The organism is Lacticaseibacillus yichunensis (genome assembly GCF_003946405.1).
In the GTDB taxonomy this organism is placed as follows: domain Bacteria; phylum Bacillota; class Bacilli; order Lactobacillales; family Lactobacillaceae; genus Lacticaseibacillus; species Lacticaseibacillus yichunensis.
Genome location: NZ_RHOG01000003.1, coordinates 46,202 through 72,692 on the forward strand (window position 1 = coordinate 46,202; position 26,491 = coordinate 72,692).

Below are 26,491 nucleotides of genomic sequence, written 5' to 3' on the forward strand. Positions count from 1 at the left end.
TTGTGCTTTTTGAAGCTGGATTACACGACGGCTTAAGCAAAGAGAACTTGTTTTTTTGCCAATGAATTTAACTACGGGAACTACAAATCCGGATTTTGGCGAGTGAAAGGTTGTTGAACAACGGTTATTGATGGCATTCGTTTCAGATTTATTTAAATCGTTTCTCATGACCCTCTTTCCTGAAGAAGGCTTCAGCTGTTAACATAATCAATAAGAATGTGCCGGCACCAAACACAATCTTAGTCAGCTCTAAACTGCCGTTAACGAAACACTGTGTGAGTAAGGCCGACACGAAGTATGCACCTACCAAGAGAATTGTTTTGCGGTATCGAATTGTTTTCATGGAATAGCTCCTTTCTGACCTGAGTTAATTATATACCAGCCGGGTTGGAAAGCGCTTGCATATATATGGTTAAACGCATTAATCTTATTTTGCACAAAAAATAAAGCTTGGAGGTCTTCCGATGAAAAAGAGTATTGTGTCCTTCATTACTGTTGTTATTTTAGCTTCGGCAATTGCACCCGCAACACCTATTTTTGCAGCGGAGTCTGAGACAGCAACAGCCGCCACATCGCAAAGTGTCGTTCATCCTTCCGACATGAGCTTTTTACCTGGTATCACGCTTTCCGAAAAGACAGCAACTGTTCAACATGCTATCACTGAGCTGGATCCTTACGTTAGAGTCGTCGAGAATCAATTTGTATTGGATATTCCTCAGAATCTGGAGGTGGATGCGACAGCCCTTCAAGAAGCTAGAATGCTAATCGTTAAAACCAACCAAGTTATCTCGGACAACAAAGCCACCATCGATGTTGCTACAAGGACAGCAACATTTACCAGCACAACTCACGATACCGCAAGCCGTCTTAGATATAAGAACGGCCTCAGCAAGGTAACGGTACACTGGAATTTTGTGCGAATTTATATTTCAAAAAGCGACCTTATAGGCGTTCAAGCCGGCCTTTTAGCTGGGTTAGGGGTTTTAGTGGGAAAGGTGCCTGATGTGCGAGTAGAATTTGTAGCCGCGGCGCTAATCGGCTTTATCGGGATGCTGACCCCTCCTGGTGGCATTTGGGCGGACTATAATTATTTGCTGGGATTTTCGCAGGGTTCCTGGGGTTGGCAATAGCGCATAACCAGTATCTTGTGTGGGGCGATATTCTGATGTAACTGTCAACGTGTGGGTGGCGCTTCGTCTCTTATTGGATGAGGTGTCGCCCATTTTTTGTGTTCTGGGATAAGCTGTTACATATTTTTCAATTTTGCGTGTTGTTATCTTTCGTTCAGAATTGTTCATTTCGGCTATGACTCTTCACGGTATAAGTAATTGACTGTAGACAATCATATTCTGTTCTTAATTGTCGAGATAGCTGGGTCAGTACGGTAGATCAAAGACAGACAGTCGGCCTGGCTCTTTGTGGGTGCGGTGCGCCAGCAATCATTCAGTGGACACTATTTACCCAGACATACACATTCGCTATGGACACCTCATACTGTCGCCCCAAATTTTTGCGTTGCCTGTGTCTGTGCGCTAAGATAATGGTAATGTACCCTTTTTATCGACTTGGGTTGCGGCTGAGGCCGCCAGTAAAGTGAGGACGACGAATTATGAAGATCGCAGTGATCGGCTGTACCCATGCCGGGACCGCCGCCGTTCAGGAAATTATGCGGACCCATCCAGACGCCGCAGTCGATGTTTTCGAGCGGCGTGGCGACATCTCGTTTTTATCCTGCGGCATTTATCTTTATCTTGAAGGCGTGGTTGAAGATCCAACGACGCTGTTTTACGCGGACGCACCTGGGTTGGCGGCACTTGGCCCAAATGTGCGCCTGTTCATGCGCCATGATGTCCTCAGCATCGATGCGGCGACCCATACGCTTCAGGTGCAAAACATGCAGACGCAGGCGACTTTTGCGGAAAACTACGACAAGTTGATCTTCTGCACCGGCAGTTACCCCGTTGTGCCGCCGGTTCAGGGGGTCAGCTTGCCGCGGGTGTTGATGTGCAAAAATTATGACGATGCGATCGCCATCAAGGAAAGCGCAAAGGATGCGGAGACGATCGCAGTGATCGGCGGGGGCTACATTGGCGTGGAGCTTGCGGAGGCGTACAGCCACACTGGCCACAAGGTGATCTTGATCAATGGTGTCCACGGCTTGCTTAGCCATTACGTCGATGACGAGCTGGCCGGCGTGATCGCCGCGGATCTCAGGGCGCATCACGTTGAGGTGGTCCTCGATGAGGTCGCGCTCAAGTTTGACAGCGATGAGACTCACGTTTATGTGCGCACCGATAAAGGCGAGCATCAGGCGGATCTGGCGGTCGTCTGCACCGGTTTTCAGCCGATGACGGAGCTACTGGACGACCAGGTGAAAATGAATCCGGACCGCTCGATTCATGTGAACGACTACATGCAGACCAGCAACTCCGATATTTATGCGGCCGGGGATACCGTGGCCGTCCACTACAATCCAACTGGCCGTGATGCCTACGCGCCGCTTGCCACAAATGCTGTGCGCCAAGGAAAATTGGCGGGGATCAATGTTTTTGGCAATAAGGTCAAATACATGGGGACCCAGGCGACCAGTGCGCTTCGGCTGTATGACAAAACCATGGCGTGCACGGGGATGACGCTGAAGCGCGCCCGCAATCACGGCTTTGAGGCGGATACGGTGACGCTGACCGACAATTACCGGCCGGAGTTCATGCCGACCACCGCGCCGGTGACGATGGCGCTTGTGTGGGACAAGGAAAGCCGCCAGATTCTTGGCGCGCAACTTTATTCTTCCTATGATATCGCGCAGTCGGCAAACCTCTTGTCGGTGATGATTCAAAATCGCAACACGATCGATGACCTGGCATATGTCGACATGTTGTTCAATCCGAATTATGATAAACCTTGGAACTACCTCAATTTGCTCGGACAAGCGGCGGTCGCGGAAGCGGATCGTCAGAATAAAAGGTGACTGTAATGAACGCATGGAACTTGATCGGCCTCGGCGCATGGGTGCTACTGGCGATCTACTTGATCTTCGTGATCTTCAACATCCGCAACCGCCACATTAAAATGGTGATCACGCGCCAAACAGAATGGCGGCACCGCAACCATCTCCTTGATACGCTCGAAGTGATCGTGTTACTGGCCGCTATCGTCGGGATGGGCTGGGTCTCATTTTTCCGCCAGGTCGATTATGCAGACGAGGCGACGGTTAGCCGCAGTTACAGCTACGCCCCGCTTGTGTTGCAGGTCAACACGAATCGCTCCTACTATGTGACGGCGCGGTCAGGCAATGGCAATCACCCGGTCAAGTATTTTTCCTATTGGCGCGAAGGCGCAAAATACGCCATCACAAGCCGCAACGCGACCATCAGCGATGGAACGGATCCGTTAAATGTGCAGGCGGCGGGCTATCCGTGGTCGCTGAAAAAGCTCAAGAAGCTGGATAAGACTGAGGAAAAAGCCTGGATCGCCACATTCACGGCGACCTACACGCCGACCTTCCTCAACGGCCTCGGGATGCACGTGGGCCACGTTGCTCAGCGCTACTCGATCATCCGCATTCCAAACGACACCTTCCTGCGCGTGTTGCCGCGAGGAGAATAAGGGTGCGAAGCGGGGCGGTTAGGTCTGAGCCCTTTTGACGCTTACCGCAATTTCCAAGACAAACCACACAGACTCAAAACGGCCCCTCTCATGTCGAGAAGGGCCGTTTGTTTTACTTGCCGTTTGGTTTGTGTTCCATGTAATCGCGAAGGCTGGCCACAATGGTCGGGTCCGGCGCTTCTCGCATGGCCTTGATGTTGTGAATGTGCTCCACTGAGACATGGCTGTTCAGCGCCATTTCCGCATCCGTCAGGTCGTTTTTGCGTTGAAAGTCGATGATCTCACGCGCGAACTCGCTTAGTTGGTCTTTTTCAGTCAAGATCTATCCCTCCTCGATAAGCTACTCTCTTAGTATACCGAATTTTGGCGCAAGCGCGCACTTAAAGTCTCACGACTTGCAAAATCGAACGTGCGTTTGTATAATCAAGGTATGAGAGACGTGGGTCATGACGAAAGGACTGTGATCTGCATGGACCGATTTGCCTACCTGAAAGACTTGGCCGCCGCCCAGACCACCCCGCTCCAAGTACGGGTCTGGGAAAATAAAAATGTGATCATCCATCGCAATCTGCAAAATAAACGCGGACTGATCACCGAGGTGTGGGACGCCTGGCTTCATCAAGCGCTCCGTCCTTTCGGTGGCTTTGAGACGGTCATCGAGATCGACCGGCTCGATGCGCAAGCGGATATCCGCTTTTTCTCGGAGAATGATCTGGCTGCGGCCATTCACTATCTATTACATGTTGACGAAACGTTGGCGGTCAGTTGATCGCCCTAACCCAATCAGTGAGGCGGCTTGCCACGAGGCGGCCGCTTTTTGTTTTTCTGCGGAAAAGTAAGCGAAAATCCTTTAACTTCTTTTTAGTAAGTGATATGGTTAAGACAATCATTGTTGTAGGAGGCAATCATCATGACAATTGTGAATGGGTATGAACAAAGCGATAACGAAAACAAACTTGATATCTTGAACCTGCCAAGTCTTGAGGCAGAGGCGAAGAAGATCATTCCGGCAGGCGGCTTCGGCTATATTGTCGGCGGATCTGAAGATGAATGGACGTTGGCGGAAAACACCAAGGCGTTCAGTCACGCGCAGATCGTCCCGAAAGTCCTGTCAAATATCGAGCAGCCTGATCTGTCCACCAGCATTTTTGGTATCTCCCTCAAGACGCCAGTGATGATGGCCCCAACCGCCGCCCAAGGTCTCGCCCACAGCCAAGGTGAAAAAGACACCGCGCGTGGCGTGGCGGCAGTCGGCGGCTTGATGGCGCAGAGTACTTACAGCTCGACTTCGATCGCAGACACCGCAGCCGCGGGCGAAGGCGCGCCACAGTTTTTCCAGCTGTACATGAGCAAGGACTGGACGTTTAATGAGAGCCTGCTGGACGAAGCGAAAAAAGCCGGCGCGAAAGCCATTCTTTTGACATCCGATGCGACCGTTGACGGCTATCGTGAAGAGGATATCGTTAACAACTTCCAGTTCCCGATTCCGATGGCCAACCTCACCAAGTTTTCCGAAGGCGATGGCAAAGGCAAGGGCATTGGCGAGATCTACGCATCCGCGGCACAGAAGATCAGCGAGGATGATGTTCGGCGGATCGCAGCATACACGGATCTGCCCGTGATCGTCAAAGGGGTGCAGTCGCCTGAAGATGCGCTACGGGCGATCGGCGCCGGTGCGGCTGGTATCTATGTTTCCAATCACGGCGGGCGTCAGCTCAACGGTGGCCCGGCCTCGTTTGATGTTTTGCCAGCGATCGCCAAGGCGGTCAACCATCAAGTACCGATCATCTTCGACTCTGGCGTGCGTCGCGGCTCCCATGTCTTCAAGGCGTTGGCGGCAGGCGCTGACCTGGTCGCGATCGGCCGGCCAGCAATCTACGGCCTGGCCCTCGGCGGTGCGCTTGGCGTGCAAAGCGTCTTCGAGCAGCTTGACCACGAACTGACGATCACGATGCAGCTTGCCGGCACCAAGACGATCGAAGACGTGAAGCGCGCGCCACTGACCCATTTCAATTACGCGGATTAATAAAAGGGTGTGGAAGCCCGCGGGTATGGTCGGGCGGGTAGCTTGGCTCGGGTGCTGCGGCGGGCTTAGCCGCGAGTACACGAGTCAGCTAGACGATCCGACCATGCGGGCTGTAACCCAACTGGAAAAGGGTGTGGCGATGCGCGGCTATGGTCGAGCAGGTAGGCTAGCCTGTTGCTTACTGCCTGCTACGGCGTTTGCGTCCCCGCCTCCGATTTTTCCGGCCATCAGTTCTGAAAGCTTTTACACCCATGCCTGACAAGGTATACTTGAAGCAAAGGGGTGAGCGCAATGAAAGTCTTGATTCTATACGCATCGATCACAGGGAACGCCAAGGGGATGGCCCGGCTACTCGAACAATTTTTCAAACACGCAGGCGCTGAAGTCGACGTTGGCACCATGCAACAGACCGCCGCGGAAAAATTGAAAGCATACGACGGCATCATCATCTCGACGTATACCTGGTCTGGCGGCACGATTCCCGAGGAGTCTGAGGATTTCTTCGCGGATCTGGCCCAAACGGATTATAGTCAAAAACCTCTGGTGTTCGGGATCGCGGGCACCGGTGACCTGTTTTACGGCAAGGATTACAACACCGCACCGGATCTGTTTTCCGGCGCGTTGCGCGGTAGCGGGGCGATTCGCGGGGCAAAGACGATCAAGATCGAGCAAGGCGTAGACGAAGAAGACGTGCCATTGTTTGCAACACTCACCAAGGACGTTGTGGCCAAGATCAAAGAGGTCACAGCGTAGCTCAGTTGCGCAAGTCAATTTGAAAGGCAGGGACAAGACATGGATGAGATCGTATTTTTCAATCCGGGTGACGCGGTTGCCCGTGACCATGATTTTCAAGCCGCCCGCCGCAGCGCCGAGGTCTTCAAGGTCGATCACCCGACCGACCAAGGCCTGGTCGTTGGCAAGGATGATAGCGGCGAGTTCGCCGTCTTTTATGAGGCGGCAGGAATGTTGAACGCAAATGACTACGGCGACGTGCCCGCAAGTAAATACACGATTCTGGCACATTTATGAGCAGCGCAAAACGGCGTTGGCTCACGGTGGGACTCGTGGCTGTGCTGGCAGGGCTGGTGGCACTGATCGCCTGGCTATTGGCTGAGCCGCTACCAAACCCGTTTGCTGTCGGTTTTGCCGGGTTATCCGGCGGGGCGCTGATCGCCATTTTGATTGCACTCTGGTGGCCATCACATTCCTAAAAAACTGTCGAGACACATCTGATTTTGATGAAGGGATCTGAGTGATATGGCAACATTGACACAAGAGATGAAAGACATGATCGGTGCTCAGCTCAACTTTTTGGCGACAGCCGATGAAGATGGCAACCCGCAAGTTGGCCCTAAAGGCACATTGCGCGTGTTCTCCGATCATCAATTGATCTATAACGAGGAGACCGGCCGCCATGCTTGGCACAATCTGCAGGCCTCTGGCAAAGTCGCCGTTGCGACAGTCGATCGGCCGGCGCTGAAGGGCTTCCGCTTCGAAGGCACGGTCGAGATTCATAAGGATGGCAAGATCTTCGACGACGCTCAGGCGTTTGCGCAGGCCCGTCATCTGCCAGCAGCAATCGCGGCCGTTGTGATCGATGTGCATCGCATCATCAAGCTCGATGCTGGCCCGAATGCCGGGACAGTTATCGCAGAAGATTAAGCAAATCAATAAAGCCTGTCTGCATGCTGGTCAATGTCAGCATTGCAGACAGGCTTTTTCGTGCGCGCGAGACGGGCTATGCCGTTGGTTGGCCGACCCGTTCTTCGTGGCTCTTGATGATCATTTCGGTGATTGCCTTGGCGATGTTTTCGTTTCGCAAAATTGGGCCGTGGGCGTAGCTACCGATCGTATTTTTGTAGCGCATGCCTTCGACGCCGTCTTCGGGGTTGTTGCCATAACCCTCGACCATTTTGCCCAGGGGCTGCAATTTTTCCTTGTCGTCAAAATAGGTGCGGCCGCTGTGATTTTCAAACGCGCGGACCAGGCCGAACTCCGTCTGAAATTCGGTGTCGCCGATCATGCGGCTGTCCGCCTTGAAGATCGTGTGTAGCGGCAGGATGCCGAGGCCTTTGATGACGGTCCCATCGGAAGTCTCGTAATAGTCGCCCAACAGTTGGTAGCCCCCACAGATCGCCAGCATCGGTTTACCGGCGTCGATGAATTTCGCCAACTCATTTTTATGCCGAAACAGGTCTTTGGCGACCACGGTCTGCTCATAATCCTGGCCGCCGCCGAAAAACACAAAGTCGTAGTCGCTGGCGTTGAACTCGTGATCCAGTGAGACGTCATCGACTTGCACGTCATAGCCGGCCTGATTTAGCCAGTAGCGCAAGATCTTCACGTCACCGCTGTCGCCATAAGTGTTCATCAAGTCCTCATAGAGATAGGCGATTCGAATCGTTGCCATCTGCGTCGCTCCCTTTTAGGTTTGACGCAATGATACCACAGGAAGGCGAACGGGTCGACGCCGGCGCCTTCGCTTTAATGAAATTACAACCCGCGTGTTTTTCCCGGCAGCCTGTTTTATACTGAAGCCAGACGAGACAATGGAGGGATGCGTCGTGCTTGACCTGACACCGACCACACATTTTGACCTGCCGCTGACCAAAACAGAGCTGCGATGGGTCTGCACCGCGGAAAAATTCAATGAACGTCTGATGCAGCCGGGCGTGGTTGGCCTCAATGTGCAGCGCGATGGCGAGTTGGTGGGGTTTGCGCTGCTGGCGCCTTGGCAGGAGACGCTTTTTCTCTGGGAGCTGGTGATTCGGCACGATCGGCAAGGCCAAGGCCTGGGCGGCGAGGTGCTCGAAGCGCTGAAGGCGTATGGGCGCACGCTGCCTGGGGCGAAGGTGATGACGGTCACTTACACACGCGGCAATCAGCGCGCCGAGGTGCTGTATCGGCATCACGGCTTCACCCAGACGGATGTGGTCGACACGCCGACCGTTCATGAGGTCAATATGCGTTGCGCTTTGGGGTGAAAACAGGGTCCGCGGGCAATGCGCTTCGTGAGCAGGCTGACCAGCCTGGTGATCCTTGCCCACTTTCTTGACGCCACCGAGTTTCATCAGTAGTATAAGACTATTGACTAAAGGCTATTTTCCCATCGATCATCGGGTCGGCGGGTCAGGCATTCGCATGCGCGCAGATACGGGGGTCTCCCATAAGCGCATGGCGGATGCTATTTTTTTGAAATTAGGGAGGACACATGGTAGGGGTTTATTTACGGGGAATGCTCGTCACTTTTGCATTGGTCAGTTCGATCGGGATGCAAAATATATTCATGTTCAATCAGGCAATGAGTCAGCGGTTGCGCCGCGCATTTCTGATCGCGTTTTTCGTTTGGGTCGCCGATACGGCACTGACCGCCGTTGCGTTCTTGGGCCTCGGGTCGATCATCGCCAGCAACGCGGTCCTCAAGGTGACGATCATGTTGATCGGCGGGGCGGTCGTGGTCTGGATGGGCTGGGGCATCTTGCGAAGCGCGCACAGCGCCCAGTTTGGCAATGACAACCAGGTGTTGACCTTGCGAGAGGCGTTTGGCGAAGCCTGGATCGTAGCGTTTGCCAATCCCCAGGCGTTGGTCGACACCAGCGTGACCCTTGGCGCTTTGCGCAGCACGCTGACTGCCGCACAGGCGATTCCGTTTCTGCTCGGCATTATCACATCGACGGCGATCTGGTTCATCGCCATCACGACCTTGATCGGCCTATTAAAAAATCGATTGCCGCGGCGTCTACTGATGTGGGTCAATATTATTTCGGGGTTCATCGTCATGGGCTATGGGGTCGTCTTGATCTTCCACGCGGGCCAGGCGATCGTCGGCGCATTGTTCTAGGAGGCGCGATATGAAGCAAAAGATCATGAAAGATCCAACTTTTTTGAGTCAACCGGCTCCAGCGACGGGCCTACCGGATGATCAATTGGCGCAGAATTTGGTAGATACATTGCTCGCGCACCAAGACCATTGCGTTGGCATGGCCGCAAATATGATCGGCGTCAACAAAGCGATGATCGTGCTGTTTATGGGCGCCTTGCCAGTCGTGATGGTCGCGCCACAGATCATCAAACAAAGTGGCCGTTATGAGACAAAAGAAGGATGCCTATCTCTGCTTGGCGAACGGCCCGCGACCCGGTACCAGGCAATCACCGTCACTTTCAAAGATCGTGGCGGCGTCGCCCATACACAGGCGTTCACCGGATTTGTCGCGCAAGTGATCCAGCACGAATGCGATCACCTTGCTGGTAAGTTGATTTGACGGAAAAAACGGTTCGGCGTAGCTCGCACGGAATGTGTATGAGTTGCGCTGAACCGTTTTTATGTGGGACAAGGCGTGTGAAGTTTATGTGGTGAGAACTGCGCGCCCCTCCACCCTTCCTTTAGTCGGGTTCCAGCCCGCATTGTCGGATCGTCTAGCTGACTCGGGCACTCGAGGTGAAGAGCGCCTCAAGCGCCCGAGCCAAGCTACCCGACCGACCATCCCGCGGGCTTCCACACCCTTTAGTCGGGTTTCGGTGCGCAGGGGTGAGACATCTAACCGACTCGCGCACTCGCTAGCGAAGACCGCTATCAAGCGCACGAGCCAGGTTAGCTGCTCACCCCTAAACGCGCCCCTCCACAGCCTTTAGTCGGGTTCCAGCCCGCATGGTCGAGGCAAATAGGTACGCCCGTCACTCGGGGCGAAGTACGCCCCAAGCGCCAGGCTAGCCTATCTGCTCGACCATACCCGCGGGCTTCCACACCCTTCTCTTACCACGGGTCTTTTTCTATTAGTTGCTGGGCTTGGCGCAGGAAGTCGTTTGCCAGGTTGTCTGCGGCGACGGCCGGGCGATTGTAGGTGAAGCCGCCTGTTTGAATCAGCTTGAGATACAGATTGGCATAGGGCAGGTCGCTCGTTTTGGCCCATTCGATCTCCTGGGCGAGGTCGTATGGGACGTTGCGCTGCTCCCAGCCCGCGAAGTGGCCGTCGTCGATGCGCAGGAGCCCGTACTCGGCTTTTGCGCCAGCCAACCGTAGATCGACGGTCACCGCCTGGCCGATACTGCCTGGATTCAGCACGAGTTGGCCATGGGTCGTTGGGCGTAAGAGTGGCTGGTGGGTGTGCCCGTACAAGGCGATCAGGGCGTTGGATCCCTCAAATAGGCTGTCAAAATGATCCTGCGGCGCATCTGGTGCCGTATATGAACCGCGGCAGCTGGTCGGGGTCGCGTGAAAAACAGACAGAATTAGGCCATCAATGTCGACGTCTTGCTGCAGCGGCCGGCTGGCGTAAAAGCGAAATTCGTCGGCGGACAGTTGGCTTCGGTCATACCCGGAGGTCACCACGGCCATGATTGCCTTGGCGTTGTCCTCAAATCCCTTGAACTGGTGCGCGAGCAAACTTTGATAGACTTCCTCGTGATTGCCAATCACCCAGGCAAGGGGATGCAACGCCTGGAGCGCCGCTGTGACCTCGTGAGGCCGCGGCCCGCGGTTGACCATGTCACCCACCACCAAATAATCGGTCACGCCTTGGTCTTTGGCATCTGCCAATACAGCTTGCAGCGCACTGTAATTGCCATGCGAATCAGATAAAACTGCGATCGTTCTCATTTTTTCACATTCCTTCATTAAATTAAGCCGATTTCGTTAGAGACCCATTGCCTGCAAGATCGGTACGACCACAAGTGGCACCGCCAACGCAGGCAGGAGATTCATCGGATGGCAATCCTTGATCTTGAGCAGGCCAAGGCCGGACGCCAAGATCAGCGCGCCGCCGGTGATCGTTAGTTCCGTAATCATGGCGCTGGAGATCGCGTCACTGGCCAGTAGCGTCACGCCAAAAATTGCGCCTTGCCAGCAAAAAAGGACCGGGGCGGCGGCAATCATGCCGATGCCAAATGTCGAGGCCAGGACCATCGCGGTGATGCCGTCCAGCATCCCATTGGTGAATAAAAATGTCTGGTCGCCTTTGAGCGCGGCCTGCATTGGCCCGACGATCGACAGCGTTCCGATGCAGTAAAGCAAAATGCCAGTTGCCAGCCCCTGCGCCAGAGACGGCCCGCCATCCTCGTGGTCAAACCGCGCCAGCAGGTGATCGAAGCGGTCCTCCAGGCGAAGCGCGCTCCCAATCACCGCGCCGATCGCAAGGCTGGCGATGAAGAGGACGGGATAATGGCTGGCGCCCATGTGGCTGATCGTCGTGTTCAGCCCCAGACACACGACCGCCAAGCCCAGTCCGGTCATCAGGTCGCGCGTGATGGTCTCGTTCATGCCGCGCTTAAATAGCGCCCCGACTGCACTGCCGACGATGATCATCACCGTATTGAAAAGGGTCCCTGTCATAATTTGCCTCCGTTTGTCTATGCCTTCGATTATAGCCATTGCGCAGGGCCAAAGGTCAAGGCTGTTTGCTTGTTTTCACTCCCGGCCGCGGGTATCATGGGCGCAACTGGAGGTGGGCACATGATTCTTTTGGGGAAAAAATGGCGCGCGACACTGGCTTTGGCGCTGGGTCTATTGGTTTTGGCCAGCTGCCAGCCCAATCGACAAAAGACGGCGCGTCCCGCGCCGGAAACAGTGCTGTATGTTCATGGCTACAGCGGAGGTAAAGGCTCGACCAATTTTCTGATCAATTATGCGGTGGCGCATGCCGGGGCCACCAAAGCGCTGGTGGCCACCGTCAACGCCTCTGGCAAGGTCCATTTTACCGGACGCTGGCCCCAGACTGCCACGCGGCCGCTTGTGCAGGTGATTTTTCAGCAGAATCGCGACCCCGACCCTGCACACCTGAGCTTGTGGCTTCGCAACGTGACGCGCGCGTTGAAGCAGCGGTATGGCGTCAAGAAGATCGGCATCGTGGCGCATTCCATGGGCAACAACGCGACCATGGCATATGAGCTGCGCGACGGGAAAAAGCCTGGCCAGCCACAACTTGTGCATTACGTTGCCATCGCGGCCTCAATCAACGGCATCGTGGATCCAAACATTGGGAATGCCGCGCTCACAGGCATCACGGGTAACGCGACTGGCGCGCAGTTCGCACATAATGTTTTTGCCAAAGACGGCCGACCGAAGTATCAAACGCCTGATTATCGACAGTTGGCTGCCTTGCGCGATCAATGGCCAGCAGGCGTTGAGGTCCTCAATTTGATCGGTGACCTCAAAGACGGCTCCGAAAGTGATGGCCGGGTCCCGGTTGCCAGTGCGCGCAGCCTGCGGTATTTGATGCCGACCGCCGCCTTGTACGCGACCCGCATTTTCACCGGCAAGTCCGCCCAGCACAGTGCCCTACATGAAAATGCTCAGGTGGCCAAAGCCGTGGATGACTTCATTTGGAAATGAATCCGGCGCAGTCAAGTTCCACCCCCCGTTTCGCTGGTAGTCCAGATATGCTAGGATGAGAACGATATGAGAAAAATGAAAAGAGGGGTATCATGGCAGATCAGTTGAAACGAAGCGAGGCACCAGTAGCACTCACTTGGAATTTGCAGGATCTTTTCGAAACACCGACGGATTTTGCGGCCGCGTTGACGGAATTGAAGCAACTCGGGGCCGATTTGGCGACCCAAGCCGAAGACTTCACCAAAGACGGGGACCATTTTCTCAAGGCAGTGCGTGATTATTTCAATGCGTTGGTAAAGTTGACCCGCGCCTATTTGTACGCGGAACTGGAAAATGCGCAGGACACGACCGACGCGACCGGCCTTCAAGATTGGGCGGACGTGCAGACAGTCGGCACGGCCTTTGACCAAGCGACGGCCTGGTTCTCGCCGGCTGTTGTGGCGCTGGATGAGGGGACGCTAACACAATTTCAGAGTAATTTGCCTGAATTGGCAGATTATGCGCGCCAGCTTGCGAAGATTCGCACCCTGGTCGGCCATGTGTTGCCGAAAGAACAGGAAGCCCTGCTGGCCCAACTCAGCTCGAGCCTCAATAGCGCCGGCGCGATTCAAGAAACGCTGGATGACTCCGACCTGACATTTGGCCAGATCGACTACGATGGCAAGACGCAGGCGCTGACGAAGGGGTTGATGGGGCCAATCTCGTCCTCCGCGCCGCGTGACGTCCGCCGCATCGCCAGCAAGCAGTTCCAGACCAGTTACTATGACCATCGCTTCACCTTTGCCAAGACATTGAACGATCACATGCACGCGCAAAATACGATCGCGAAGATCAGGCATTACGACTCCGCCCGGCAGATGGATCTGGCGGCCAATGCGGTGCCAGAATCCGTTTACGATACCTTGATCGCGCAGACGCACGCCCATCTGGACCTGCTGCATCGCTATTATGCCCTGCGCAAAAAGGTGCTGGGGCTCGACCCGATGTATGGCTATGATGGCAGCGTGCCGTTGACCGGGAAAAAGCCGCCGATCGCGCCTACCTATGAGGAAGCCAAAGCCACGGCACTGAAGGCCCTGGCCCCACTTGGTGAAGACTATCTGGCTCACCTGCGCGCTGAATTCGACGGGCGCTGGGTCGATGTCCTTGAGACCAAGGGCAAGACCTCTGGTGGTTTTGAGAACTTCGCCAATGGCACCCATCCGTATATTTTGCTCAACTGGGCCGACACATACGGCGACATGAGCACCCTGGTCCATGAAAGTGGCCACGCGATGCAAAGTGTCTATTCGGACGAAAATCAATTGCCCTGGAACTCGTGGTATCCGATCTTCACCGCCGAGATCGCCTCAACGACCAACGAAAGCCTCCTGAATGCGTATATGCTTGAGCAGACCAAGGACGACAAGGAAAAACAGATCTACTTGTTGACCGAGGCCGTCAGTGATTTCACCGGCACACTGTATCGTCAGGCGGAGTTCGCTGAATTTGAGCAGTTCATGTACGAAACAGAGGCAAATGGCACACCGCTGACGCCAGAAACGCTGACAGCAAAATGGGATAAGATCGATGCCGCGTACGCCGGGCCGGCCGTGACCCCGAATGATTGGCCGAAAGCCTACTGGGCCCATATCCCGCATTTCTTCTATAACTACTACATGTATCAGTACGCGACGTCCAAGGCGATCGCGACCAGTTTTGCCCACCGCATCTTGACGGAAGGTGAGCCTGCCGCTGCGCAATACAAGCAGTTCCTGTCCGCTGGCGACTCGCAGACGCCGGTCGATGTGTTAAAAAATGCTGGAATCGATGTCACCAAGGCTGATTATCTCGAGGAAGCCTTTGCGACGTTCGAGGCGCAACTCAGCAAACTCGAAGCGCTGTTAAGTTGACGATTCGCCAATAAAATGAACGATTCACCAAACTGGCGGTCGTGACTGTCTGCAGATGGTCTGGAACCGCGTCCTGACGCGGTTCTTGTGGCGCTCTGAAGCTTTGAGCCAAGCGGTTCAGATGATTGACAAGAAACCGCTTACTATATAAAATAAAGTAGAATTCTCGATTGCAGGTGTAGGCCTTGCTAACCTACTGCTCTCCTGTACAATTTTTCGGAGATCCACCCGGTGCGCCGGGTTCCGAGCATCATCAGCTTTTCCCGGGGCCACTTGGGCGAGGTCCGCTGACTTAGTTCAAGTGGTATAAAGCCACGACGGTCACCATTACTACTATAGTGACTAGAGGTAGCGACAGTGCTATCGCCGTTACCCGCCAAGGTGAAAAGGGTCCCGCCAGTTGGTCGCATGCTGGCGGTCACATAGGGCACTGCAGTCACGTAATCGAATAAAAGCAAAATTGGGGCCTTTCGGGGCCTCTTTGTCGTGGCTGGACCGCCATCCCGACTCAAAAACGGCGTCGACATTGTGTTTGTCGGCGCCGCTTTTTTTGTCGTCTCATTCGCGCACAGATCGGGGGAATCGATGCGATAAGAGAATGTGTGCTACTTGGATCGGTGGGTGCGCCATTCGACGCTGGCAATACCCGCAATGATCGTGCCGAGTAGCAACAAGCCTGCCCAGATCAACAAAGTGCCCTGGTCATCGCCAGTCTTTGGCATCGTCTTTTGCGCTGGAACCACCACGACCTTTTTTGCGGGTTGCTCGCTGTTGGTCGTTGGTTTCTTGTCAGGCGTTGTGTTTGGCTTCCCAGCTGGGGCCGGCTTGGCTGGCGCTTTCGGTGCGCTCGGTGTGTCCGGCCGGCCAGGCGTCTCCGGTTTTACCGGGGTCTCAGGCTTGCTTGGCGTTTCCGGTTTGTTCGGCGTCTCAGGCTTGCTTGGTACTTCCGGTTGCTTTGGTGCCTCGGGTTTAACCGGTGTTTCCGGCTTGCCAGGATTTTGCGGGGTCTCCGGCTTGCCAGGCACTTCTGGCTTCCCGGGCTCACTCGGTTTTTCGACCGGGGCCGCCAGCAATGCCGGCGCCATGTGCGATGCTTCAACGTAGCCAGTGGTGCGATGCTGGACTTGCATGCCATATGTGGCGAGCGGCACCAGGCGAATGTTCGTCACAGTCTGCTTTTTGATCTGAGCGAATTTTTCCTTTTGGCTGATTTGCCAATTGCCTTGGCCGACCGCACGATAGGTCTTTCCGCCATCCGTACTGATGTCGACGCGATAACTTAAAATAGTGCCCAGCGCGTCGGTGCCCATCTTCGTGTTTTTCGGCGTGTAGCGAATACCATCGATCGCGGTTGGCTGCTTGAAGGCAAAATCGACCCAGCCGTATTTTTCCAGATTGCTGCTTTCCGCGGACTTCCAGTTGGTGCGGCGGGCTTCCTCGCCGCTGTCTGAGAGATAGTCGAGGCCGACATTGTCGCGCTGGAGACTGGCGGCACTGACGGTGTACCCGGTTGGCTGAATGCTGTCGGAGAATTGTGGGTCGCGGTCCTTGAGATCAAAATCCATCTTGTCGGCGTAGATCCATTCGTGCGTCGCGTAGTTGCGAATACGTACGTGGATCTTGGTGCCGTCGACGGTGACCTGGTAGCCAAGCTGGGTGCTACGATCCGAGCCGTAATCCTGACGAATGAAGGCAGGGACGTCAACGATGTGGCCAAACTCGGTGTGGTACGTGGCGACCATGTCTGGGCCGGAATGAATGTGGCCGGTGAAGATCACGGCTTGTGGGTATTTCTTGAGCACGTTTTTCAGCTTCTGCTCGCCGCCACCGATGCGATCCAAGTTGATGTGGTCGGCATAGCCTTCAAACGTTTGATGAATCGACAGGAAACCGGGTTTGGACGGATCATTTTCCTGCGCGATCGTCTTGTCGACCCAGGCAATCTGTTCGTCAGATAAATAGGCCTGGTCCTTCAAGTCGCGTTCGGTGTTGAGAACTAAAAAATGGTAACCGCCGACCCATTGATCCCAGTAGACCTTGCGCTGGTCCGCCGGGTTTTGATGGGTCTTGCTGTTGGCCATGTAGCGGCGGTTATATTGCAGATAGCGATCAAACACCGGCGTCGTGGCGCCAGGGGCCGTCGTCGGGTCCTGGACATCCTTGCTGGGGTTCTGCTTGGTCCCTTGCCAGCGGACGTCATGATTGCCCAGCGCGACGATTGGGGTGCGCTTTGGGGTGATGAATTGGTCGATGCTGTCATACAAGTTGTTGTATTGGTCGATCTTCCCGTTGTCGGTGTTGTCGCCGGTCATGATCACCGCTTGTGAGTCGGGATTGATGCGGTCGACTTGTTTGAGCGCGTTTTGAAAATTCGTCACGGTCTGCGCACTAGAGAGATGCACATCGGAAAACACGTTGAAGGTGAATTTTCCCGGAACGGTGTTACTGGTCTCGTCCAGAAAATCGATCTGCGCCTGCTTGAGCGCGGCAATCGCATTCGTTGCGTCGGCACCAAGTTTCATCGTCTGCGCCAACAGGTCGATTGCCTTTTGCAGGGCTACTTTGCGATCGGTGGGCTGCTGCGAATGAGCCGCAAGCAGCGCACGGGCCTTGTTGAGCTCTTGTTGCGCCGCAAACTTGGCGTATTCGGCACTGATGCGGAATTCCGGCACCACGCCCCGGTAGATAGTCAGCTCGTCGATCAAGGCATCATCGAGCCCGAATTGGCCAAGTCCGTCTGCGCCGAGCGTCAGCTGCAAATTGGCGGCATCGCTGGCATCGAAGTCCTTGATCGGCAGTAAGGACTTGCGGCTCGTGATCTTGCCATCCTTGTAGGTGGTCAGATCGCCGCCGCGGTCGTAGTTGGCGACGATGTAGTGCCACTGCCCGTCGATCGTTCCGCCGATACGGTCGGATTCAACGCGCGTGTGGCCATCCGCCAAGTTGATGCGCAGGTCCTGGCCAAAACTCCCAAGTACGAATCCGGCGTGGGTGCCGGAGTTGTAATCCTTGTTGCCCAAAATGCTGGCGCCGTTTGAATCGCCGCGCTTTGTCTGATACCACAGACTGACCGCAAAGGCGTCCTTGCCGAACTGCAGGCCAGTTGGGTGCGCAAATCGCACATATTGGTCCGCCGCGGTGGCCTTGCTGCCGTGGCTATTTTGAATATGCAGCGCCTGGCCGAAGACGCCTTCGCTGAATGTCGGCGTGCCGTGGGGGATGCCGTCGTGGCCATTGCCACTGGTATCCTTGTAATCCCCATCAAAGTGGTATTGGGCCACCGTCACTGGCATCCCGGCCGCCTGCACTTTCAAGGCGTTGAAACTCGGGGCGAGCCAACTGATCAACAGCGTCAGCAGTGTGGCCCACGCGAACAAGCGTCTTTTCTTCATCAAAAACCCTCCAAGGTCAATATTCCGGTCCTCGGACCGCTTATTTCAGCCTATCAACTCAAATGTAAAAGCATGACCGCAAACAGTTATCGATCTTGTAACGATCTGGGTCGCGTTTGTAAAAACTGTTTCGACGCCCAATAATTTGGCGAAGCGCCCTTGACAGTCCGTTCCGTAGCTGGTATTCTCAAAACCGTTAAATCGTAACCGTTACGTTTAGAACAAACGCGGCACGTTTGATCAAAAAAGGGGGAGCATCTTGAAGCATTTTATTCGGTGGGCGTTGGGCCTGGTCGCTATTGTCACCTTGGGCCTTGCGCTGAGTGCCTGCAGCAGTAGCAGTTCCGCACATGATACGGGCAAAAAGCAATTGAATGTGGTGGCGACTGTCGATTTTTATGGCGAAGTCGCCAAGGCGGTGCTGGGGTCGCACGGGCATGTCACGTCGATCATCACGAAGCCTGAGATCGATCCGCATGACTATGAACCGACCACCGCTGTCGGTAAAACGGTCGCTGAGGCGGATATCGCGCTGGCAAACGGCGCCGGCTATGACAGCTGGATGGATAAGCTCGTGAAGGCGAGTGGCAAGGCAAAATTGATCACCGCGGCGCAGATCGTCGGCGTCAAGGACGGGGAGAACGAACATATTTGGTACAAGCCAGACGCGATGCCGAAGATCGCAAACGCGCTGGCCAAGGATTTTGCCAAACGGGACCCGGCCAATAAAGCGTCTTATCAGAAAAATGCAGCGGCCTATATCAAGAAGTTGCAGCCGGTGATGGACTTGATCGCCAAGCTTAAGCAAGGCGCTAATGGCCAGCGTGTTGCGGTTTCAGAGCCTGTTTTCAACAACGCCTTGAGTGCGATGGGGTACACCGTTTCTGATGAGCACTTTGCCAATGCGATCGAGGATGACAACGATCCCAGTCCGGCCGACCTTGCCGCATTGAAGACCGACATCAAGAACAAGAAGATCGCCTTTTTCGTTCGCAACATTCAAGTCGACAGCAAGCTTGTCTCCGAGCTCGCTGCGGAATGCAAGCAGGCAGGGGTGCCGATGCTTGAAGTGACGGAGACGCTACCAGCCGGGATGACGTATGTGACCTGGATGTCTCAGCAGTATCAACAGCTGGCGAAATTACTCAAATAACGGCGCGCAGGGCAGGTGACGAGAGTCGGAGCTCACAATTTTGCCGCAACAGCGCTGGTACTGGGAGGTGAGAGAATGGCGAAAAACGACGTGGCGACCGCTCGCCGCCAGACGAAAAGTCCAAACATCAAGACGCGTAGGCGCGCCTTGGCGTTGATCAGATCATTGAAACGACGCAAAACTGCGTAAATTAGCTCTGTCATACCGAAAACAGCCGACCTTCGCGCATGGGGTCGGCTGTTTTTGTGCAGTAGTTGCAAGGCGGGCTTGGTCCTTGCTGAGGCGTCTTCCGCGACGCGCATTCCGTGATATAATGGCCTTTGCGTTCAACTATTGATCAAAACGCGTCAAAGAAAGGACTGGCCCGTGACACTTTCGCCTCTATTAAAATACCCAGGTGGCAAGACGCGCGAATTGCCGTATATCATGGCCGCGTTGCCGCCCCGGGTCGATCATTATTTCGAACCATTTATTGGCGGTGGCGCCGTTTATTTTGCGCTGGCTGCAGCGGACATCGGCGAAGCGTATGCGATCAACGACTACAGCGCGCAGTTGATTGGGTTGTATCGCGCCGTGCAGACCCAAGATCCCGACTTTTTTGCGACCTTAGCGGAAATGGACAAGGCGTGGCTTGCCGTCGACGCCTTTATCCCACGCCATCGTGAGTCTCTGGATTCCTTGATTCAAACTGGCATGCGCCAGCCGGCCCAGATCAAAGTGCTCGTCGCGGCCTGGGCCGCCGCCCACGCGACTGTGATGACGTTTGTGCCGGCGCAGGCGAGCGCCATCTTTTTCGCGGATCTGCCGGCGAGTTTGGCGCGCAAGCTCCGATTTTTGACAAAGCAGGCGGCAAACGGCGTGCTGATCAGCGCCACCGACCGCGATGCGATTCTCCACACGGCCTTCAAGTCCTCACTGTACGTTTATTGGCGGGCGCGGTTCAACCAGATGGCGGCCGAAACGCCTGGCGTGCAGGCGGCGCTGTATCTGAACATGCGCCAGTACTGCTATTCGGGGATGTTCCGCTACTCAAAGACGGGGGCCTTTAATGTGCCCTATGGTGGCAAAACATACAACGATATCACCCTCGCGCATCGCGTCTCGGCGTATCAGGCGCCAGCGATGCGCGCGCTACTGAACAAGACGGCGCTGTATTGCGGCGATTTCGCCGACTTTTTGACGCAGGCCGCGCCCCAGACTGATGACTTCATTTTTCTGGATCCGCCTTACGACAGCGATTTTTCAACCTACGCCCAGCACGATTTTGGCCAAAATGAGCAGCGACGACTGGCGACCTTCCTGACCACCCAGACGTTGGCAAATTGGCAGTTGGTGATCAAGGACACGCCGTTCATTCGCGCGCTGTATCCGGCGGGCCAGCTGCTGCCAGACGGGCGCGTCCTGCATGTGACCACGTTTGATAAGACGTATGGTGTCAATTTTAAGAACCGGAATACCCGCGACGTGGCGCATCTGCTGATCACGAGCTACCCGGTCGGAGAGGAAGACTGACATGATCACATTAACGGATTCATTTGTGGCATTGATGCAGGCAAAACACTTGGCGGATAAGGTCATCGTTCTGATCACAGATGATGGCGGCGGCAAGTATTCCCTGCAAGGCGGCGCGTGCAGCATCGGCACGACCTTCACGCTGATCATCTTGGATGCCCCAGACCCAGACTATCCGGTGCGCCTTGAAAACAAGGCAGGCTTGGCGATCTACACCTCAGATTATGACCTGATCTTCATGCAGGCCGGGTTGACCTTGGATTTTGCCAACGCGCAGATCTCGTTGAAGGACAACGCGCATTTGCTGGACAATAGTGTTCGCATCGCGGATGGCAAAGCCGTGCTTGCGGCCTTCAAGCAAGGCACGACGATCAACGGGGAGACCTGCTGAAAAACCCGCAGCCTCTGTACGCAAAAAAACGCTCGTAACTCAGCAGAGAAGCTCTGCTTGTTGCGAGCGTTTTTGCGTCCAATCGAATCAGTCGTGCAGGGTGAACTGCAACTTCATCAGTGGGGCGGCCAGGTCGATCATTTGACCGAGCAGCTTGTTTGAGTTGTTGAAGGAAATGTCGGCCATTTGCTGGTTGACAGTCTCCAGGTAATCGGACAGCGCGGATTCGCTGGCAGCTTTTTCATCCGCCTCGATCTGCAGGTGCCGGCAAGCCGCGACAGTATTTTCCTCGAAAATGTTCTCCTGATCTTCAAACAAGGAAAAGTCGTAGTCGCCAAACGTCGCCAGCAGGTAGCTCAGCCAGTACTGACTGCCTTGGCTGTAGTGTTCTGTCGTGTTCTTGTATTGCGTCGGCGTGTCGGTGACGTTCGCGTAAAACGGAATGATGGCGTTGAACGTGTTCGGGCCATACGCGAGCCAGTGAATCCCGGCGATCGCGGCGGGGACATCATTGCGAATCTGCAGAATGTGCAGCTCCTGGTTACGGTTGATGCCGATTGGGCGGACCAGCTTCTTTTCCGCGTCGGTGTTGGTCGAGCCGTAAACGTCATATTTCGTATTTTGATAATGGGAGCTCAGCACGAACTTAACGTCTTCGATGCTGATCTTCTTTTGCGTGCGGCAGATGAATGGCAGGTCCTGGTCGAACGGATCCTGTTCGATCTCCGGGTTGAAGTACTTCTGGCCGTACCACGCCCGCGGGTTGTTGTAGCGGGTATCCTTGATCGTCGCCGAGCCGAAAATGTGGCGCAGGTCGACGCGATCGCGGTCCGGATTGAGATGATACTGGTCGATGAGCTTGGGCAGGTCCGAGGCAAACAGGGTGTCATCCGAGTCGAAATCGAAGTCATCGATATTGAAGCGGTTCGGCGCGATCACATAGGCGTCATCCGGAATGCGAATCGCGGCCCAATGATGTCCGGCGATGCTTTCGAAGTACCAGCATTCGTCCTTGTCGGAAAAACAGATGCCGTTGGTCTCATAGGTCCCGTATTGCTCGAGTAGCGCGCCGAGCCGCTTGACCCCTTCACGCGCCGAATGGATGTAAGGCAGCACGATCGCCGTGATGTCCTCTTCACCGAGCCCGTCATCGACCAGCGGATCCACGCCCAGGATGCGGGAGTTGGTGGTGATCGTTTCAGTGGCGGTCATCGCAACGTTTTCACTATTGATGCCGGCTGCCGCCCACAGCCCGTGGCCGTCAACGGCATCCGGGGTGGACGTGTAGCGCAACGGGTCGTCGGGTAGGTCGAGGTTGAACTTGGACAGCACCGCCTGATAGTGCCGCGGCTGGTCGGCCGGGTTCACGACGACGAATTTTTCCGGATTGAGCGGCGCATAGCCGTCTTCGTTGCGGGCAATCATGGTCGAGCCATCGATTGTCGCGTTTTTTCCTACCAGAATCGTAGTGCAGGAGCCTTTGATGCGTTTGGTCATTTGAATCGCTTCTTTCAGATAGTTTCATGTCTCATTGTACGGCAGACCGCGGGAAAAATCAGGCCTGCCAGAAAAGGACGGGGCAGCATCGCCGATTTGACCCGTCAGAACTTAATGACGAACGTGGCCAGTTCCGCGAGCCCGGCTTGCGGCAGGGTGGTCAAAACTGCCAAGGCGCTGGGGTCGGTGTCGTCGAACTCACCGGTCAGCGTCGTGAATCCCTGTGCCTGCAGGGCTTCGATAACCGTTTGCCACAGCGGCAACAAGTCGTTTTTCTCACCGAAAACATAGCCGCATTCCGCCGCCGTGGCGCTGGCGCGGTAGCTCAACACAAAGGCGCGCACCTGCCCAGTGGCATCGATCAAGCCCGTGGGGAGGTCCTGCAATAAGTCTGTTTCGATCAGGTGCCACCACTCATCGGGCGTCATTTCGCGGACTGGGTTGAGCTGATGGACAGCGGCATACGCGGCCTGAACAGTCGTCTTGAAGGTAGTCGCCAGTGGCTGCGTGGCTAAGAGCGCGCGTAAGGTCAGGACGCGCCCTGCAGCCACCGGCGAAGCAGTCGTTTCGGAATCAACGCCGTCACCGTCGCCGGCCGCCGTCGTCTGCTCGCGAGTCACGGCATTAAGCGGCACTGCCGGCAAATACGTCGTCCGCACGCGCCGCATGCCGCGCATGTTCAGTTCGCTGGCCAGCGCCGTCGCGTCGCTTTGCGTGGTCAGGCTGATGCCGGCGAAATGCTGCGCCTTAGCGATTGCCAGCCAGTTGGCGACGATCGCCTCGATCAAGGCGGGGAAAAGCTCGGTGGGGCAGTTTTCGGCCAGCAAAACGGCCACCGGCATCAATTGCGGATGCACCGCATTTTTCCAGTGGGTAACTGCGGCCAGTGGGGTGTCGCCGGCCAAAACGAGCCGCGCGTTGGGCAGGTGAGCGTTGAAGCGTTCCACGTCGGCCGGGTTTTGGACCCCTGTTAATGCGGCGGGATGGTAAGGCACGAATGAAAATGGCATGGGACCCTCCTAAACAGTTTTGACCAAGTCGTCGAGTTCCTGAACGATGGCCTGCATTTCTTCTTTATCATCGGCGATCGCCCCGCTTGCCAGCGGATGGCCGCCGCCGCCGTGGGCAATGGCCAGCGGCTGAATCGGCGCCTGCTTGCTGCGCAGTTCCACGCGGTAGCGGCCGTCGTCGCGCTCGGTGAACACGACCCATGATTTGATCGTGTCGAGCTTGCCGATGAATCCGACCGCCATTTGCGCCTCACCGGGGGCCAAGCCAAATTGGGCGATCAGGTCCTGGGTGATGAGCAGGGAACCCGCGCCATTGGGGGACACGGTCACGTTGCTCAGCGCGTAGCCGATCAAACTGGCGCCGCGGGGAGATAATTCATCCTCTTGGCGGCCAAGCGCCGGGGCATCGATGCCCGTGGCCATCAACTCGGCGGCCACCTCATGCGTGTGCGGGGTGGTCAGATCAAATAAGAAGCGGCCAGTGTCGCCGATGATGCCGGCGTACAATTTTGCCGCGCTGGCTTGCGACAAGTTGAGGTCGGGCGTGTCGCGCACCAAATCGGCGACGATCTCGGAACTGGAGCTCGCATGGGTGTTCACCAGCTGCAAGTCGCCGAATGGTTCGCGGTTGGGATGATGGTCGATCTTGATCAAAAGCGCGCCCTGATCGTATCGGCTATCGGCGATGCGCTCGGTGTTGGCGGTATCGATGACGATCACCAAGGCGCCGTCATACACGGCATCATCGACCTGGTCGGGGACGCCGATCCAGGCCAGCCGCGCCTCGGGTTCGCCGACTGCAAAAATATGCTTGGTTGGGTAAGCCTCGCGCAAGATCTCGGCCAGGCCCAGCTGGGAGCCAAAAGCATCCGGGTCCGGATTGACGTGGCGGTGGATGATGATCGTGTCATGGGCGCGCACCGCGTCCATGATCTGTGTTTGGATGTCTACCATAATGTGCCTCCTATTCGCTCTTCTTCAGTTTAGTAGTAGACTGTAGAAAAGCAAGCCAAAGAGGGGTGCGCAATGACAGGGTGGAAAATGGGGACAGCGGCCCTTGCAGCTGCGGTCATGCTGGGGACTGGGGCAACACAACCAGTTCAGGCAGTGAGTTTGCCAAAGGTCGACACCGCGACACTTGATCGCTACATCGACCGAATGTCGCTGGATGAAAAGATCGGGCAGCTTTTCATCAGCCGGACGCCGGCCAGTGTCGCGCAGGCGCAAAATGATGTCGCGCAGTATCATCTGGGCGGGTTGATTCTGTTTGGCACGGATTTTTCCGGCCAGACCGTCAGCTCGATGCAGGCAAAACTCGCGGGCTTTCAGGCCGCAAGCAAGTTGCCCCTGTTGATCGCAACGGATCAAGAAGGCGGCACTGTGTCGCGTCTGTCCGATAGTGCCGCCATCAGCGCGGGTCGCAGTTTTCCCAGCCCGCAACAAAGCTTTGTTTCGGGCGGCACGGCGGCGGTGGTGAAGGCCGCCGAAACGAGTGCGCAGCTGTTGAAAACACTGGGCGTTAACTGGAATTTTGCACCGGTCGCCGATGTCTCAGGCGACCCGAACAGCTTTATCTACGCGCGCACCATGGGGATGTCCTATGGCGATACCGCCAATGTGATCAGTCAGGTGGTGCCGGCGATTCAAAAACAAGGCGTGGCCGCCTCGCTCAAACATTTTCCTGGCTACGGCTCAGCCATCGACACGCACACCCAATTCGCGACGGTCGACCGGCCGCTGGCGACGCTGAAGGCTGAGGATCTTGTGCCGTTTCAGGCGGGCATCAACGCTGGCGTGGACAGCGTGATGGTCACCCATATCGTCATGTCTGCGATCGACCCCGACTATCCGGCCTCGCTGTCGGCCAAAGTCGTGAAATTGCTGCGCGGCGACCTGCATTTCGAAGGCGTCATCATCACCGACGACCTCGCGATGGGCGCGATCAAACAGTTTGCGACCGCCCATAACCTGAGCACCCCGGATGTGCTGGCGGTCGAAGCCGGCAACGATGGCGTGATGGCCGACGATTATGCGACCGGCATTCCCGCCATCAAGGCCGCCGTGACAAATGGGTTGATCACGATGGCGCAGCTGGATAACGCGGTGCGCCACATTCTTCAACTCAAGGTCAAGTTGGGCCTAGTGACGGCGGCGATGGTCGAGACGCCGCGCGTCACGGTGACCAAGACGACCACGTCTGGCAAAACCGCGACGATCACAGGCCGCGTGATCGCCAGCAAAGTATCCGGCGGGTCGAAGATCGCGGCCAAGGAAGGCGAGAAGACCTTGGCGACGAGCACCTTGGCCAACGACGGCACCTTTTCGCTACGGCTGCCGCTGACCAGCAACGTCCAGCGCGCCGTTTTGACAGTCAACCAGGCCGGCGTCGCAACGGCCACAGTGGTGCTTGCGGCTGCGCCAAAAGACGCCAGCAGCAAGGCCCCCTCATCTTCGGCCAAAGCGACGGACGCCAAGACGGCCAGCAGTTCTGACGATGCGGTGCAGGCCAAGACTAAGCCGGATCAAACCGCTCGGGGCCTGCACAGCTGGTTGACGCTGGCTGCCGGGGTGCTGTTGGTCGCCATTGTGGCCGTGGGCGGTGTCGTGACCCTGCGCCGGCGAAAATAGTCGTGCGCTTCAGGAAAAAATAGTAGCTCGTTGAAACAAGGCATTGGGTGCCATGAG

At 55.9% G+C, this 26,491-nt stretch carries 27 protein-coding genes; 19 read left to right on the plus strand and 8 right to left on the minus strand.

The features are described 5' to 3' along the window. The first annotated feature begins 464 nt into the window (after window positions 1-464). From EKM95_RS01835 to EKM95_RS01845, 3 genes are all read left to right on the plus strand, one after another. Window positions 465-1,130, plus strand: a complete 666-nt coding sequence (locus EKM95_RS01835; protein ID WP_125696130.1) for a hypothetical protein — start codon at window positions 465-467, stop codon at window positions 1,128-1,130. A 479-nt stretch (window positions 1,131-1,609) separates the two neighbouring features. Then, on the plus strand, window positions 1,610-2,968 hold the full coding sequence (locus EKM95_RS01840) for an FAD-dependent oxidoreductase (RefSeq protein ID WP_125696131.1): 1,359 nt from the start codon (window positions 1,610-1,612) through the stop codon (window positions 2,966-2,968). Window positions 2,969-2,973: 5 nt separating this feature from the next. Next, window positions 2,974-3,606 (plus strand): LVIS_2131 family protein, encoded by a 633-nt coding sequence (locus EKM95_RS01845; RefSeq protein ID WP_125696132.1) that lies wholly within the window; start codon window positions 2,974-2,976, stop codon window positions 3,604-3,606. Between the two features lie 112 nt (window positions 3,607-3,718). Here the strand turns inward: EKM95_RS01845 and EKM95_RS01850 are convergent, their stop codons facing one another. Further along, window positions 3,719-3,925 (minus strand): LBP_cg2779 family protein, encoded by a 207-nt coding sequence (locus EKM95_RS01850; RefSeq protein ID WP_125696133.1) that lies wholly within the window; start codon window positions 3,923-3,925, stop codon window positions 3,719-3,721. 150 nt (window positions 3,926-4,075) lie between these two features. Between EKM95_RS01850 and EKM95_RS01855 the strand changes: the two genes are divergently transcribed. The 6 genes from EKM95_RS01855 to EKM95_RS01880 all read left to right on the plus strand — a co-directional run bounded on the left by EKM95_RS01855 (window position 4,076) and on the right by EKM95_RS01880 (window position 7,294). After that, window positions 4,076-4,375, plus strand: a complete 300-nt coding sequence (locus tag EKM95_RS01855; protein WP_125696182.1) for a hypothetical protein — start codon at window positions 4,076-4,078, stop codon at window positions 4,373-4,375. Between the two features lie 141 nt (window positions 4,376-4,516). Then, window positions 4,517-5,632 (plus strand): lactate oxidase, encoded by a 1,116-nt coding sequence (locus EKM95_RS01860; protein WP_125696134.1) that lies wholly within the window; start codon window positions 4,517-4,519, stop codon window positions 5,630-5,632. A 291-nt stretch (window positions 5,633-5,923) separates the two neighbouring features. Then, on the plus strand, window positions 5,924-6,385 hold the full coding sequence (locus tag EKM95_RS01865; RefSeq protein WP_125696135.1) for a flavodoxin domain-containing protein: 462 nt from the start codon (window positions 5,924-5,926) through the stop codon (window positions 6,383-6,385). Window positions 6,386-6,424: 39 nt separating this feature from the next. Further along, a complete protein-coding gene (locus EKM95_RS01870) occupies window positions 6,425-6,661 on the plus strand; it encodes a hypothetical protein (RefSeq protein ID WP_125696136.1) in 237 nt (78 codons plus the stop codon). After that, the gene (locus EKM95_RS01875) at window positions 6,658-6,843 is read left to right on the plus strand and encodes a hypothetical protein (protein ID WP_125696137.1); all 186 of its coding nucleotides are present in this window, start codon (window positions 6,658-6,660) and stop codon (window positions 6,841-6,843) included. The genes EKM95_RS01870 and EKM95_RS01875 overlap by 4 nt, the downstream gene beginning before the upstream one ends. Window positions 6,844-6,889: 46 nt before the next feature. Continuing rightward, window positions 6,890-7,294, plus strand: coding sequence for a pyridoxamine 5'-phosphate oxidase family protein (locus tag EKM95_RS01880; protein WP_125696138.1), 405 nt, complete (start codon window positions 6,890-6,892; stop codon window positions 7,292-7,294). Window positions 7,295-7,370: 76 nt separating this feature from the next. On the opposite strand, the gene EKM95_RS01885 is transcribed toward EKM95_RS01880, so the two are convergent. Next, entirely contained in the window at window positions 7,371-8,042 is a 672-nt protein-coding gene (locus EKM95_RS01885) for a type 1 glutamine amidotransferase (RefSeq protein ID WP_125696139.1), read from the minus strand. A gap of 154 nt (window positions 8,043-8,196) precedes the next feature. On the opposite strand from EKM95_RS01885, the gene EKM95_RS01890 reads away from it, so the two are divergent. From EKM95_RS01890 to EKM95_RS01900, 3 genes are all read left to right on the plus strand, one after another. Continuing rightward, the gene (locus EKM95_RS01890) at window positions 8,197-8,616 is read left to right on the plus strand and encodes a GNAT family N-acetyltransferase (RefSeq protein WP_164510047.1); all 420 of its coding nucleotides are present in this window, start codon (window positions 8,197-8,199) and stop codon (window positions 8,614-8,616) included. Window positions 8,617-8,843: 227 nt separating this feature from the next. Beyond that, entirely contained in the window at window positions 8,844-9,473 is a 630-nt protein-coding gene (locus EKM95_RS01895) for a LysE/ArgO family amino acid transporter (protein ID WP_125696141.1), read from the plus strand. A 10-nt stretch (window positions 9,474-9,483) separates the two neighbouring features. Continuing rightward, window positions 9,484-9,894, plus strand: coding sequence for a peptide deformylase (locus EKM95_RS01900; protein ID WP_125696142.1), 411 nt, complete (start codon window positions 9,484-9,486; stop codon window positions 9,892-9,894). Window positions 9,895-10,385: 491 nt separating this feature from the next. On the opposite strand, the gene EKM95_RS01905 is transcribed toward EKM95_RS01900, so the two are convergent. After that, window positions 10,386-11,228: a metallophosphoesterase family protein gene (locus EKM95_RS01905; RefSeq protein WP_125696143.1), complete on the minus strand. Its 843-nt coding sequence runs from the start codon at window positions 11,226-11,228 to the stop codon at window positions 10,386-10,388. A 36-nt stretch (window positions 11,229-11,264) separates the two neighbouring features. Further along, on the minus strand, window positions 11,265-11,960 hold the full coding sequence (locus EKM95_RS01910; RefSeq protein WP_125696144.1) for a DUF554 domain-containing protein: 696 nt from the start codon (window positions 11,958-11,960) through the stop codon (window positions 11,265-11,267). 120 nt (window positions 11,961-12,080) lie between these two features. Here EKM95_RS01910 and EKM95_RS01915 point away from each other — a divergent pair, with 120 nt between their 5' ends. Beyond that, on the plus strand, window positions 12,081-12,959 hold the full coding sequence (locus EKM95_RS01915; protein ID WP_164510048.1) for an alpha/beta hydrolase: 879 nt from the start codon (window positions 12,081-12,083) through the stop codon (window positions 12,957-12,959). Between the two features lie 92 nt (window positions 12,960-13,051). After that, window positions 13,052-14,851 carry an oligoendopeptidase F gene (gene pepF / locus EKM95_RS01920; RefSeq protein WP_125696146.1) on the plus strand — a complete coding sequence of 600 codons (1,800 nt, stop codon included), beginning with the start codon at window positions 13,052-13,054 and terminating at the stop codon, window positions 14,849-14,851. Window positions 14,852-15,456: 605 nt separating this feature from the next. Here pepF and EKM95_RS01925 read toward each other — a convergent pair. Next, window positions 15,457-18,243 (minus strand): metallophosphoesterase, encoded by a 2,787-nt coding sequence (locus EKM95_RS01925; protein WP_125696147.1) that lies wholly within the window; start codon window positions 18,241-18,243, stop codon window positions 15,457-15,459. Window positions 18,244-18,499: 256 nt separating this feature from the next. Here EKM95_RS01925 and EKM95_RS01930 point away from each other — a divergent pair, with 256 nt between their 5' ends. The 4 genes from EKM95_RS01930 (at window position 18,500) to EKM95_RS01940 (ending at window position 21,299) form a co-directional block, all read left to right on the plus strand. Further along, window positions 18,500-19,396, plus strand: a complete 897-nt coding sequence (locus tag EKM95_RS01930) for a metal ABC transporter solute-binding protein, Zn/Mn family (RefSeq protein WP_379897281.1) — start codon at window positions 18,500-18,502, stop codon at window positions 19,394-19,396. A gap of 75 nt (window positions 19,397-19,471) precedes the next feature. After that, window positions 19,472-19,585 carry a putative metal homeostasis protein gene (locus tag EKM95_RS11595; RefSeq protein ID WP_164510049.1) on the plus strand — a complete coding sequence of 38 codons (114 nt, stop codon included), beginning with the start codon at window positions 19,472-19,474 and terminating at the stop codon, window positions 19,583-19,585. A 177-nt stretch (window positions 19,586-19,762) separates the two neighbouring features. Then, window positions 19,763-20,908, plus strand: coding sequence for a DNA adenine methylase (locus EKM95_RS01935; protein WP_125696148.1), 1,146 nt, complete (start codon window positions 19,763-19,765; stop codon window positions 20,906-20,908). Between the two features lies 1 nt (window position 20,909). Then, complete coding sequence (locus EKM95_RS01940; protein ID WP_125696149.1) at window positions 20,910-21,299, plus strand: iron-sulfur cluster biosynthesis family protein; 390 nt, start codon at window positions 20,910-20,912, stop codon at window positions 21,297-21,299. An 87-nt stretch (window positions 21,300-21,386) separates the two neighbouring features. Here EKM95_RS01940 and EKM95_RS01945 read toward each other — a convergent pair whose 3' ends face one another. The 3 genes from EKM95_RS01945 to EKM95_RS01955 form a co-directional block, all read right to left on the minus strand. Further along, on the minus strand, window positions 21,387-22,796 hold the full coding sequence (locus tag EKM95_RS01945; RefSeq protein WP_125696150.1) for a C69 family dipeptidase: 1,410 nt from the start codon (window positions 22,794-22,796) through the stop codon (window positions 21,387-21,389). A 104-nt stretch (window positions 22,797-22,900) separates the two neighbouring features. Further along, window positions 22,901-23,806 (minus strand): hypothetical protein, encoded by a 906-nt coding sequence (locus EKM95_RS01950; protein WP_125696151.1) that lies wholly within the window; start codon window positions 23,804-23,806, stop codon window positions 22,901-22,903. A 9-nt stretch (window positions 23,807-23,815) separates the two neighbouring features. Next, entirely contained in the window at window positions 23,816-24,760 is a 945-nt protein-coding gene (locus EKM95_RS01955) for a DHH family phosphoesterase (RefSeq protein WP_125696152.1), read from the minus strand. A gap of 72 nt (window positions 24,761-24,832) precedes the next feature. Here EKM95_RS01955 and EKM95_RS01960 point away from each other — a divergent pair, with 72 nt between their 5' ends. Next, window positions 24,833-26,434: a glycoside hydrolase family 3 protein gene (locus tag EKM95_RS01960; protein ID WP_125696153.1), complete on the plus strand. Its 1,602-nt coding sequence runs from the start codon at window positions 24,833-24,835 to the stop codon at window positions 26,432-26,434. The last annotated feature ends 57 nt before the right edge of the window (window positions 26,435-26,491 follow it).